Genomic DNA, 11,755 nt, shown 5'->3' with positions numbered 1-11,755 from the left:
GACGCATACCCACCCGTAGGATCTGCCCATGTCCGCGCTGCAGATCACGGCCCTCGTGCTGTGCTTCGTGATCCCCACCATCGGGTGGATCCTGCTCTTCCGGCAGGTCTTCCGGTTCGTGAAGCTCTTCAGGACCGGCCAGCCGGACCCCACCCGCACCGACCAGCCGGCCCGGCGCACCATGACGCTGGTGCGCGAGTTCCTCGGGCACACCCGCATGGCCCGGCTGCCGTGGGTGTCCATCGCCCACTGGTTCACGGCGTTGTCCTTCCTCATCCTGTTCGCCACGCTGGTCAACGCGTTCTTCCAGCTGGTCTGGCCGGACTTCCGGCTGCCGGTCATCGGCACCTTCCCGCCCTTCGAGTGGCTCATCGAGATCTTCAGCTGGGGCGGCTTCCTCGGCATCCTGCTGCTCATCGCGGTGCGCCAGCGCCAGCATCCCCGCAACGCCACCGGGGCCCACGGCCGTCGCAGCCGCTTCTACGGATCCACCTGGTGGCAGGCCTACTACGTCGAGTTCACCATCCTCGCGGTCACCATCTGCATCGCCCTGCTGCGCACCCTCGAGGCCGCGCACGTCGAGCACACCCACCCCGGCACCAACATCGCCCTCCACTTCCCGCTGACCGGGTGGATGCGCGGCATGTGGGGCGGCCTGTCCCTCGGCGCGATCGAGCAGACGATCTACCTCGTCGCCATGATCAAGATCCTGGTGTCCTTCGCCTGGATGATCACCATCTCCCTGCAGCCGACGATGGGAGTGGCCTGGCACCGCTTCCTCGCGTTCTTCAACATCTGGTTCAAGCGCCACGCCGACGGCCGCACCTCGCTCGGCGCCCTGCAGCCGATGACGATCGACGGGCAGCCCTTCTCCATGGAGGCCATGGAGGAGATGGACGAGGACTCATCGCTCGGTGTCGCCAAGGCCGAGGACTTCACCTGGAAGCAGCTGATGGACTTCACCACCTGCACCGAGTGCGGGCGATGCCAGTCCCAGTGCCCTGCGTGGAACACCGACAAGCCCCTCTCCCCCAAGATGCTCGTCATGACCATGCGCGACCACGCGCACGCCAAGGCTCCGTGGATGCAGGCCTCCGAGGAGGCCCGACACGGCCTGCCCGAGCACACCAAGGCCCTCGCGACCGTCCCCCTCGTCGGCGAGACGGGGTATGACGAGGAGCACCCCCTCACGGCATACGACGCCCTCGGGCCGGAGGCCGTGATCGACAACGACGTGCTGTGGTCGTGCACGACCTGCGGCGCCTGCGTCGAGCAGTGCCCCGTGGACATCGAGCACGTGGACGCCATCGTCGACCTGCGCCGCAACCAGGTGCTCATCGAGTCGGCCTTCCCCGCCGAGCTCGGTGGCCTGTTCAAGAACATGGAGTCCAAGGGCAACCCCTGGGGCATGGCGCAGCGCGCCCGCCTCGACTGGGCCAAGGACCTGCCCTTCCCCGTCCGCCAGGTCGGCAAGGACGTCGAGACCTGTCCGAGGTCGACTACCTCTTCTGGGTCGGCTGCGCCGGCGCCTTCGAGGACCGCGCCAAGAAGACCTCCCGCGCCGTGGCCGAGCTGCTCGACACCGCGGGCGTGTCCTTCGCCGTCCTCGGCGACGGCGAGACCTGCACCGGCGACTCCGCCCGCCGCGCGGGCAACGAGGTGCTCTTCCAGATGCTCGCCCAGCAGAACGTCGAGCAGCTCAACGAGGCCGGCGCCGCCAGGATCGTGGTGACCTGCGCCCACTGCTTCAACACCATCAAGAACGAGTACCCGCAGGTCGGCGGTAGCTACGAGGTGCTCCACCACACGCAGCTGCTCAACCGCCTGGTCCGCGAGAAGCGCCTGGTCCCGGTGACCCGCCCCGCCGACGCGACCGGCAGGTCGACCAACAAGAACCCCGCCTCCAGCGCTCCGGTGGTGACCTATCACGACCCCTGCTACCTGGGTCGGCACAACAACGTCTATGCCCCGCCACGCGAGCTCATCGGGTCGCTGCCCGGCGTCGAGCTGCGCGAGATGCCTCGCCACGGGGAGAAGTCCTTCTGCTGCGGCGCCGGCGGCGCGCGCATGTGGATGGAGGAGAGGCTCGGCTCCCGCATCAACCTCAACCGCACCGAGGAGGCCCTCGCCACGGGCGCCGACCGGATCGCGGTGGGTTGCCCCTTCTGCCGCGTCATGCTCTCCGACGGCGTGACCGCCAAGGAGGCCGACGACTCGCGCCTCGAGTCCGTCGAGGTCGTCGACGTCGCCCAGATGCTCCTCGCGGCGGTCCGGCGCGGCGACGACGCCGACGTCGACGTCGACGAGACCGATGGCGGCCGGTCGGGCACCGCCGGCGCCGCGGCCACGACCCCTCCCGACGAGCCGTCGGTCGCCGAGCCCGGCCACGAGACCCGGGCGAGCACCCCGGAGGACGCCACCGCCGCGGCCCAGGAGGAGACCCGCGTCCCCGAGGCGGGCGCGAACCCCGAGTCCGTCCACGCGGCCAACGTCGCCGACCCCTGGGACGAGGACGCCCCCGCTGCTCCAGCCGCGGCGACCACCCCCGCCCCGCAGACGACCACCCCCGCCCCGCAGACGACCACCGCACCCGCAGGCGAGGTCGCGGACCCCTGGGACGACGAGGACGACACCCCCACCACCCCGGCCCTGACCGCGAACACGACCCAGGCTCCGGCTCCGACCCCGAGCCCCGAGGTCGCGGACCCCTGGGACGACGAGGACGACACCCCCACCACCCCAGCCACGACCGCGAACACGACCCAGGCCCCGGCCGCCGAGGTCAAAGACCCCTGGGACGAGGACGACACCCCCGCCGCCCCGGCGCCCGCCCCGGCGCCAGAGCCGACGGCCGAGCCCCCCGCCCCGAAGCCGCAGGCCGCCATACCGCCTGGTCACGAGGTTCCCGACCCCTGGGACGAGTGACCCGGACGGCCCACCCGGAGGGCTGCCCCGCGCATCCGCGCGGGGCAGCCCTCTATCGTTGCCCTCATGACCATCTGCCTCGCCTACGCACCGACGGCGCCCGGACGGGCGGCGCTGGCCTACTGCGCGGCCGAGGCTGCAGCCCGCGGCAGCGAGGTCCTCGTCGTCAACGTCACCCGGGATCGCAGCGACGGCGCACCCCTGCCGCTGTCGCCGGACGAGGCGCAGGAGCTGGCAGCGGGGCTGGGCGACCTGACCTGGCGGTTGTACGACGGACCCCACGGGCTCTCGGGCGCCGACGAGGTGCTCACGGCCGTGGAGGAGGAGAACGCCGAGCTGGTCGTCATCGGGGTCACGGGCCGCTCCCACGTCCAGAAGCGGATCGTCAGCAGCACCACGCGTCAGGTGCTCCTCGACGCGCCGTGCGACGTGCTCGCGGTACGCGCCGACCACCCGCTCCCCCGGTCTGCCTGAGGGGGCCGCACGGGTCCGATCCGCCGATCGGCGCCCGGACATCAGGGCCTCAGACGTCGGTCGGCGCCCGGTGGAATCCCTGGAAGGAGCGGCTGGCCGTCGGGCCGCGCTGCCCCTGGTAGTGCGAGCCGTAGACGGCGCTGCCGTAGGGATGCTCGGCCGCGCAGGTGAGCCGCATGAAGCACAGCTGCCCGATCTTCATGCCCGGCCAGAGCACGATCGGCAGCGTCGCGACGTTGGACAGCTCCAGGGTCACGTGGCCGGAGAAGCCGGGGTCGACGAAACCCGCCGTGGCGTGGGTGAGCAGCCCCAGTCGGCCGAGCGAGGACTTGCCCTCGACGCGCGCGGCAAGGTCGTCGGGGAGGGTGACCGCCTCGAGGGTGGAGCCGAGCACGAACTCACCGGGGTGCAGGACGAAGTGCTCCCCCTCCTCCACCTCGACCAGACGGGTCAGGTCCGGCTGCTCCTGCGCAGGATCGATGACGGGATACTTGTGGTTGTCGAAGAGCCGGAAGTACCGGTCGAGCCGCACGTCGATGCTGGACGGCTGCACCATCGCCTCGTCATACGGCTCGAGGACGACACGTCCCTCGCTGATCTGGGAGCGGATGTCACGGTCAGAGAGGAGCACGCCGTCACGCTATCGTGCGACGGCGCCAGGGACCGGATGATGGAGGCGGGCCCAGGATTGGGTATGCTGGTTCGTACGCGGAGCCGATCCGACCCGCGGGTGTAGTTCAATGGCAGAACAGCAGCTTCCCAAGCTGCCAGTGCGAGTTCGATTCTCGTCACCCGCTCCAAAGATGTCCGACCTTGTGGTCGGACATCTTTCGTTGATGCGCCGGCCAATCTCGGGGTTCGTCTGGCCCCCGGACGGGTGATGGCCCACCATGGGCCTATGCATCCACGGACGGGAGTCAACGTCGGCCTCGCCACCCTCGCCGTCCTGGCCCCTCTGGCCACCGCGTGGCTTCGCCCCGACCTCGTCACCGCCCTCACGTGGATCGTGGCCGCCGTCGCGGCGCTGGTCGCCGTGGTCGCCGCCCTGCGCAGCACCGGCTCTCTGCGCGCCGGGTGGTTCTGCATGGCGCTGGCGATGCTCGGGGACGCCTACGGCAACCTCATGTTCGCCCAGGGCGGGGGGCCCGCGCCGGTCGTGGCGTCCGCCGCGTATGCCGTCTCGGCGCAGCTGCTGGTGCTGGGGCTGCTCACCTTCGGCGTCACGCGCCGACGCGAGCTGCCGACCACCACGCTGCAGGCTTCCCTTGCCGGGTGCGCCCTGTGGCTGCTGCTGTGGCACCTGGACCCGCAGGCCATGCTCACGGGGCACGCGACCCCCGGCACCCCTGCGGCCCTCATGGTGACGGCAGGGCTGGGCGGCACCGTGATCGCGGCCTTCGTGTCGTGGCTCGTGGTCGTTCCCGCCCACCTCGGGCGGTCCCGAGCCATCCAGGCTCTCCTCGGGCTGTCCATCCTGGCGGCCCTGGTCGGCGACGTCCTGACGCTGGCCGCCCACTCGGACAGCACCTGGACGCTGTGCCAGGTGCTGTGGGTGCTGCAGCCGGCGCTCGCCCTGGGGGCTGCCGCACTGGTGGCCCTGCACCCGGCGGAGCCCCCGACCCGGACCCTGCTCGCGCCCTACCGCGATCTCGTCGTCGTGAGCCTCTTCGTCGTCACCGTGGTCCTGCTCGTGATGGCGACCATGCGCCCCGCCGGCCTGGACACTCACGCCTCGCAGGCCCTGTGCGTCACCCTGCTCATGCTGGTCGGCCTGCACGTGCACGAGCGGCGGCGCGGCCGTCAGCTGGCCTCCGAGGCGGAGGAGCAGGCCCGGCACATGAAGCTCCTGGTGAGCGAGACCCGCGACATCATCATCGAGCTGGACCGCGAGGGGCGGGTGCTGTTCGCCTCCGCGGCGCTGAGCACGATCCTCGGCCTGCGGGGCAGCGAGCTGGCCGGCAAGCACATCAGCGACGTCCTGCCCGACGTGTCCCCCGACGTGCTCTCCCACCTGACCTACGCCCCCAGCGCGCGGATGCAGTCCACGCTGCGCCTGGAGTCGGCGATCACCACGGCGACGGCCGCGGTGGTGCACGTGGAGTCGGTCATCACCCCGATGGCGAGCGGTTTCCTGGTGGCCGTCCGCGACGTCACCGAGCGGGTGGGCCTGCAGTCCCGCCTGCAGCAGGTCACCTACCGCGACGTCGTCACCGGGCTGCCCAACCGCACGAGCCTGGACCGCCAGGTCCGGCACCGGCTCTACGAGGCGGCGAGCGGCGAGATCTTCCTGCTCCTGGTGGACATCGCACCTGCCGGGCTGGCCGACAACACGATCGGCGACGACTCGCGCGAGGAGCTGCTCCGCACCGTCGCCCGCACGATGCGCGCGTCGCTGCGACCGGACGACCTGCTGGCGAGGTTCAGCGACCAGCGGTTCGCGGTGCTCCTGGCCGAGGGGACCCCCGGGCACGAGGCGCTCGCCCAGTCCCATCGCCTGGTCGACGCCGTCAACCGGCCGGACCTCGTCCCCGACGTCACGCTGCGGGCGTCCGGCGGCCTGACCCTGGGCGGACACACCGGCCTGGAGCTGGTCCGCAACGCGGAGCTGGCGCTGCGGCAGGCCTCGCGCGAGGGGCCGGGCGTCGTCCAGATCTTCGAGCCCACCATGCTGGCGCAGTTCGCCCGCACCCGGAACCTGCGCCGTCGCCTCGCTCACACGCCCGGCACCGACCGGTGGACCGTGCTCTACCAGCCCATCGTCAACCTGCGGCTCGAGCAGGTCACCGGCGTCGAGGCGCTGCTGCGCTGGACCGACCCCGAGGGCGACTTCATCGGCATCGAGGAGGTCATCGGGTTCATCGGCATCGAGGAGGTCATCGGGCTCGCCGAGGAGTTCGGCTCGATCATCCCCATCGGCACCTGGGTGCTCGAGCAGGCGGTGGCTCAGGCGCGCGAGTGGAACGACGGCGGCCGGCGGCTCACCGTGGCGGTCAACATCAGCGTCCACCAGCTCGTGGCGCCCGGCTTCGCGGCCACCGTCCAGGAGATCCTCGACGCCTCCCAGCTGCCGCCCGAGCTGCTGATCCTGGAGATCACCGAGACCGTGGTCCTGGAGCAGACCGAGGAGACCATCGCCACCCTGGAGGAGCTGCGCACCCTCGGCATCCGGGTCGCGATCGACGACTTCGGCACGGGCTACTCCGGCCTGGCCAACCTGCGGTCCTTGCCGCTGGACATCCTCAAGATCGACCGGACCTTCGTGCAGGGGCTGGGCGAATCCGGCGGCGACGAGGCCGTCGTCGCGGCGGTTTCCCGGCTGGGCCGCGAGCTGGGCCTGACCATCACCGCCGAGGGCATCGAGACCCGGGCGCAGGAGGCCAGGGCACGGATGCTCGGCATCACGGCGGCGCAAGGTTATCTCTACGCCCGACCGCTGCCGCCGGGCCAGATCGGCCCGCTCGCGGACCAGCTCGCCGGAGGCGGTGTGGCGTTGGAGCTCTGAGCTGCCGGTGTGACCAGTCACTCCGGGTCAGATCCGGACGATCCCTTGCGGGGCTTTACTCACGAGTAGCATCATGGGCATACCCGTGGGTAACCACGGCACGTCATACCTGCCATCGCCGACAGGCGAGACGTCACGGAAGGGGACCCCGGGTGGGCCACTACAAGAGCAACGTGCGGGACATCGAGTTCAACCTCTTCGAGGTCTTCGGCCGTCAGGACATCCTGGGTCAAGGGTTGTACGAGGACGTCGACACCGACACGGCCAAGGAGATCCTCCACGAGGTCGCCCGCCTGGCCGAGAACGAGCTGGCCGACAGCCTGCTCGACTCCGACCGCAACCCGCCGGTCTACGACCCGAAGACCTGCTCGGTCACCATGCCCGAGTCCTTCAAGAAGTCCTACCAGGCCTACGTCGACGCCGACTGGGGCAACCTCGACGCTCCCGCCGAGCTGGGGGGCATGGTCATCCCGCCGTCGTTGCGCTGGTCGATCGCCGAGCTCGTGTGCGGCGCCAACCCCGCGGTCCACATGTTCGCGGCCAGCTATGCCTTCGCCAACCTGCTGTACTACCTGGGCAACGACGACCAGAAGAAGCTCGCCAAGCTCATCGTGGACAGGGGCTGGCACACCACCATGGTGCTGACCGAGCCCGACGCGGGCTCCGACGTCGGCGCCGGCCGCACCAAGGCCACCGACAACGGCGACGGCACCTGGAACATCGACGGCGTCAAGCGGTTCATCACCTCGGCCGAGTCCGACATGACCGACAACGTGGTGCACTTCGTCCTGGCCCGTCCCGAGGGCGCCGGCGCCGGGACCAAGGGGCTGTCGCTGTTCGTCGTCCCCAAGTTCCACGTCGACCTGGAGACCGGGGAGCTGGGCGAGCGCAACGGCGCCTATGTCACCAACGTCGAGCACAAGATGGGCCTCAAGGTCTCCACGACCTGCGAGGTGACCTTCGGGCAGAACGGCACGCCCGCGGTCGGCACCCTCCTCGGCGACGTCCACGACGGCATCGCCCAGATGTTCAAGGTCATCGAGAACGCCCGCATGTTCGTGGGCACCAAGGCCATCGCCACCCTCTCGACCGGTTATCTCAACGCGCTGGAGTACGCCAAGGAGCGCGTCCAGGGCGCCGACATGACCACGCCCGCCAAGGACGCCCCGCGCGTCACGATCACCCACCACCCCGACGTGCGCCGCTCGCTCATGCTGCAGAAGGCCTACGCCGAGGGCCTGCGAGCACTCGTGATCTACACCGCCACCCAGCAGGACGTCGTGGCCCAGGCACAGAAGGGCAATCCTGGCGCCTCGATCCCGGAGGACGACCGTGAGGCCCGGATGGCCGTGCGGATCAACGACCTGCTGCTGCCGATCGTCAAGGGCGTCGGCTCCGAGCGTGCCTGGGTGCTGCTCGGGACCGAGTCGCTGCAGACCTTCGGCGGGTCCGGCTTCCTCCAGGACTACCCCGTGGAGCAGTACGTCCGGGACGCCAAGATCGACACGCTCTACGAGGGCACCACGGCGATCCAGGGCCTGGACTTCTTCTTCCGCAAGATCGTCCGCGACAAGGGCAAGGCGCTGCAGGTCGTCGCCGAGCAGATCCAGCAGCTGGTCGACGACGGCCCCGAGTCCCTGGCGGACGAGCGGGCCCAGCTCGGCAAGGCCATGGAGGCCGTGCAGGGGATCGGCGGCTACATGATCGGCGAGCTCATGGAGTCCGACCCGCGCCAGGACGGCGACGTCCGCAACCTCTACAAGGTGGGTCTCAACTCCACCCGGCTGCTCATGGCCGCGGGCGACCTCGTGATCGGGTGGCTGCTGCTGCGTCAGGCCGAGGTCGCGACCAAGGCCCTCGAGGCCGGGGCCACCGGCAAGGACAAGGACTTCTACACCGGCAAGGTCGCCGCGGCGTCCTTCTTCGCCAAGAACGTCCTGCCTCGCCTGCGCTCCGAGATGGCCATGACGCAGATGACCGACCTGGCGCTGATGGATCTGCCCGAGTCGGCCTTCTGACCCTTGCGGTATGACGAAAGGCCCCCGCACCGCCCGTCGGCGGTGCGGGGGCCTTTCGTCATACCGCCCGCTCAGTCCCTGTTGAGCGCGGCGACGTTGTTGGTCGCCACCTGTTGGAAGTAGCGGTAGAGGGCCGCGACGTCGAAGGACTTGGGAAACTCGAAGGTGTACGTGCCGTAGGCGACCGTGTGCGCCCGTCGTCGCGGCGTGGTGATGAAGGTGATCGTGATCTCCGAGTCGTCGAAGCCGGCGCCTGCGGTCTCGGCCGTCACCGCGACGATGGCGTCGAGCGAGATGGAGTAGACGCGCGTCTTCTTGCCCGTGGCGCCCTGGCGGTCCAGGGTGATGACCCGCGTGCTCGTGATGCAGAACCCATCGCGAATCGTCTTGTAGGCGCTGAAGATCTGCTCCCCCTCCAGCAGCCACGGCCCGTAGGTCTGGTGGGCCTCCTGCTCACCCACCAGCTCCATGTTGCCGGCCAGTCCTTGCCAGAAACCCATGTGCTTCTCCCCCGTGTCGAACGCTGTGAACCCCCAGTTTCCCGCAGCCAGGCCGCCCGCGCGCGCCGGGTCAGGGGTGCCGGCGCAGGTCCGCGACGTGGTCGACCCCCTCACTGACGAGCTGGACGAGGTGGGGGTCCTGCAGCGAGTAGACCTGGCGACGCCCGTCGGCGCGGTGCTCCACGACTCCCGCCATACGTAGTCGTCCCAGGTGATGGCTCGCCGTGGCGAGGGGAACCTGCGCGGCCTCCGCGAGGGTGGTGACGTCCTGCTCGTGCTCCACCAGGTGCCACAGCAGCCGGACCCGCACGGGGGATCCGAGGAGCGCGAAGAGCTCGGCCGCCCGCTCGAAGTCGACCGGTCGGACGTCGTCGCGGTCAGGCAGGGTGGCGCGCCGGGGATCCATGTCGAAAGACTAACCTTTCAATAATCTTAGAAGTGTTTGACTGTTGCCACGGCACTTGCGACGCTGTCCTGCGTCCCGCTGTCCCGACCCCACCTCGTCCCCGGCAGGAGCCCCGTATGGCGCAGGTCTCGGGCTGCCGACGACCGGCTGGACCAGCGCCGCCCTGTCCGGCTCGCCTGCGCTCCCGCCGGTCCAGCGCAACGTCGTGGAAGGCTGCCTCGCGATGGCGCCCACCTGGTCCATCGGTCATCTCTTCGGCGTCACCGCCGCCTGATCCTCCCTGCCCCCACCCACACCTCCTGGAGGACCCACCATGTTCGACCTCTTCGACGGCCTGCCCGTCCACGTCCTCGTCGTCCACGCGGTCGTGGTGCTCGCACCCCTCACCGCGCTCCTCGCCGTGGCCTACGCGCTCGCACCCCGCACCCGCCTCGGCCTGCGCCGGCCGCTCGCGGCCCTCGCGGTCCTGACCGGCGTCACCGGCTTCGTCGCCGGCGAGTCCGGCGAAAAGCTCGAGCACCGGCTCGGCAACGGTGGCGAGGCCGCCGTCCACGCGCACGCCGAGGCCGGCGACCTCCTCAAGGTCCTGTGCGTGCTGTTCATGCTGCTGGTGCTGGCCTCGGTCCTCGCGCTGCTCAAGCCGCACCGTCCCGAGCCTCTGGCCGGCGGCCACGACGGTGGGCGCCGCGGCGTCGACGGCAGCACCCGGGCCGACACCCGCAGAGCGGGCCACGCCAAGCAGGGACCGCTCGCGCTGATCACCGCCGCGGTGCTGACGCTGGCGTCGCTGGGTGTGGTCTACCAGACGCTCGCCACCGGCCACAGCGGCGCCAGGGCCGTCTGGAGCGACCGGGTCACGCCCACCCCCTGACCACCGCTCCACCGCTCCGCCGCTCCACGATCGTGTGCGTATGTCCGCCGGTCTCCGGCCGGCATACGCACACGATCCTGCACGAGGCGGAGGGAGGGGAAGGGGCGGGTCAGCCCAGCGCGCTCGTCTTGAGCCAGTCGGCGGCCACGTCGGCAGGCTTGCGGTGGTCCACGGTCACCTGCTTCAGCAGCGTCGTGAGCGCGGCGGTGTCGAGCTTGGCCGAGACCGCGTCGAGCGCGGCCTTGCCCTTGGCGTCCACCCGACCCGTCACGACGAGCGGCGCGATCTGCTGGGCGGGGAAGAAGTTCTTGGGGTCCTCCAGCACCACGAAGTCGTTGACCTGGATCGCCGGGTCGGTGGTGAAGATGTTGGCCAGGTCGACCTGGCCGTTCTTCAGGCCCTGGACGGCCAGCGGCCCGCCGGCGTCGAGCTTCCGGAAATCCTTGAAGGTCAGGCCGTAGGTCCGCTCGAGCCCGGGGATGCCGTAGGAGCGGGACTGCCACTCCGCGGGACCGCCGATGGTGAGGTCCTGGGACTTGCCCGCAAGGTCGGCGATGGACTTCACGCCGAGCGCGGAGGCCCGGGCCCGGGTCATCACCACGGCGTCCTTGTCCTCGGCCTTGGCCGGCGTGAGGACCTCGAGCTGCTGGGGCAGGCCCGCGCGGAGCTCGGCGAGGATGCCGGCGGGGTCGGCAGCCTTGGCGTCCTTGGTGAGGTAGCGGTCCAGCGCCCCGGTGTACTCCGGGATCACGTCGATCGAGCCGTCCTTGAGGGCCGGGATGTAGGTCTCCCGCGAGCCGATCCCGAGCTTGGTGTCGACGGCGACGCCCTTGGCGCGCAGGGCCCCGGCATACACCTCCGCCAGGAGCTTGGACTCGGGGAAGTCCGCGGATCCGACGACGACCTTGGCGCCACCGGTGGCGGAGCCGGAGCCCGATCCGGCGCCCGCGGAGGTGGTGGCCAGGGGATCGCTGCCGCCGCCGCACGCCGTCAGGCCGAGGGCGAGGACGACTCCGGTCGCGAGGGTCAGGGTCGTGCGCATGTGCTCTCCTCCAAGGG

8 protein-coding genes, 1 tRNA gene and 1 pseudogene are annotated in these 11,755 nt (G+C 70.5%); 6 read left to right on the top strand and 4 right to left on the bottom strand.

Features of this window, described 5'->3' with window-relative positions; genetic code table 11:
- Positions 1–28: 28 nt before the first annotated feature.
- Both MM438_RS00845 and MM438_RS00840 read left to right on the top strand, forming a co-directional pair.
- A pseudogene (locus MM438_RS00845) lies at positions 29–2,925 on the top strand ((Fe-S)-binding protein).
- Positions 2,926–2,991: 66 nt separating this feature from the next.
- Positions 2,992–3,399 (top strand): universal stress protein, encoded by a 408-nt coding sequence (locus tag MM438_RS00840; protein WP_241449521.1) that lies wholly within the window; start codon positions 2,992–2,994, stop codon positions 3,397–3,399.
- Positions 3,400–3,448: 49 nt separating this feature from the next.
- On the opposite strand, the gene dcd is transcribed toward MM438_RS00840, so the two are convergent.
- Positions 3,449–4,030, bottom strand: a complete 582-nt coding sequence (gene dcd, locus MM438_RS00835) for a dCTP deaminase (protein ID WP_241449513.1) — start codon at positions 4,028–4,030, stop codon at positions 3,449–3,451.
- A 95-nt stretch (positions 4,031–4,125) separates the two neighbouring features.
- On the opposite strand from dcd, the gene MM438_RS00830 reads away from it, so the two are divergent.
- From MM438_RS00830 to MM438_RS00820, 3 genes are all read left to right on the top strand, one after another.
- Positions 4,126–4,199: transfer RNA gene (locus MM438_RS00830), tRNA-Gly, on the top strand.
- Between the two features lie 98 nt (positions 4,200–4,297).
- On the top strand, positions 4,298–6,901 hold the full coding sequence (locus MM438_RS00825; RefSeq protein ID WP_241449511.1) for a putative bifunctional diguanylate cyclase/phosphodiesterase: 2,604 nt from the start codon (positions 4,298–4,300) through the stop codon (positions 6,899–6,901).
- Positions 6,902–7,053: 152 nt separating this feature from the next.
- Positions 7,054–8,919 (top strand): acyl-CoA dehydrogenase, encoded by a 1,866-nt coding sequence (locus MM438_RS00820; protein ID WP_241449508.1) that lies wholly within the window; start codon positions 7,054–7,056, stop codon positions 8,917–8,919.
- Between the two features lie 71 nt (positions 8,920–8,990).
- Here the strand turns inward: MM438_RS00820 and MM438_RS00815 are convergent, their stop codons facing one another.
- Positions 8,991–9,419 carry a PH domain-containing protein gene (locus MM438_RS00815; RefSeq protein ID WP_241449506.1) on the bottom strand — a complete coding sequence of 143 codons (429 nt, stop codon included), beginning with the start codon at positions 9,417–9,419 and terminating at the stop codon, positions 8,991–8,993.
- A 70-nt stretch (positions 9,420–9,489) separates the two neighbouring features.
- The gene (locus MM438_RS00810; protein WP_241449504.1) at positions 9,490–9,825 is read right to left on the bottom strand and encodes an ArsR/SmtB family transcription factor; all 336 of its coding nucleotides are present in this window, start codon (positions 9,823–9,825) and stop codon (positions 9,490–9,492) included.
- A gap of 313 nt (positions 9,826–10,138) precedes the next feature.
- Between MM438_RS00810 and MM438_RS00805 the strand changes: the two genes are divergently transcribed.
- Positions 10,139–10,696: a DUF2231 domain-containing protein gene (locus MM438_RS00805; RefSeq protein ID WP_241449490.1), complete on the top strand. Its 558-nt coding sequence runs from the start codon at positions 10,139–10,141 to the stop codon at positions 10,694–10,696.
- Between the two features lie 109 nt (positions 10,697–10,805).
- On the opposite strand, the gene MM438_RS00800 is transcribed toward MM438_RS00805, so the two are convergent.
- Positions 10,806–11,738, bottom strand: coding sequence for an ABC transporter substrate-binding protein (locus tag MM438_RS00800; protein ID WP_241449488.1), 933 nt, complete (start codon positions 11,736–11,738; stop codon positions 10,806–10,808).
- Positions 11,739–11,755 lie beyond the last annotated feature (17 nt).

It is taken from the genome of Arsenicicoccus dermatophilus, from assembly GCF_022568795.1.
Taxonomy (GTDB): Bacteria; Actinomycetota; Actinomycetes; order Actinomycetales; family Dermatophilaceae; genus Arsenicicoccus; species Arsenicicoccus dermatophilus.
The sequence above is the reverse complement of the archived record's forward strand: the minus strand, read 5'-3'. Positions and strand labels throughout refer to the sequence as shown.

Coding starts and splice junctions, on each gene's coding strand:
- MM438_RS00840 (WP_241449521.1), top strand. CDS start 2,992: ATGACCATCTGCCTCGCCTACGCACCGACGGCGCCCGGACGGGCGGCG.
- MM438_RS00825 (WP_241449511.1), top strand. CDS start 4,298: ATGCATCCACGGACGGGAGTCAACGTCGGCCTCGCCACCCTCGCCGTC.
- MM438_RS00815 (WP_241449506.1), bottom strand. CDS start 9,419: ATGGGTTTCTGGCAAGGACTGGCCGGCAACATGGAGCTGGTGGGTGAG.
- MM438_RS00810 (WP_241449504.1), bottom strand. CDS start 9,825: ATGGATCCCCGGCGCGCCACCCTGCCTGACCGCGACGACGTCCGACCG.
- MM438_RS00805 (WP_241449490.1), top strand. CDS start 10,139: ATGTTCGACCTCTTCGACGGCCTGCCCGTCCACGTCCTCGTCGTCCAC.
- MM438_RS00800 (WP_241449488.1), bottom strand. CDS start 11,738: ATGCGCACGACCCTGACCCTCGCGACCGGAGTCGTCCTCGCCCTCGGC.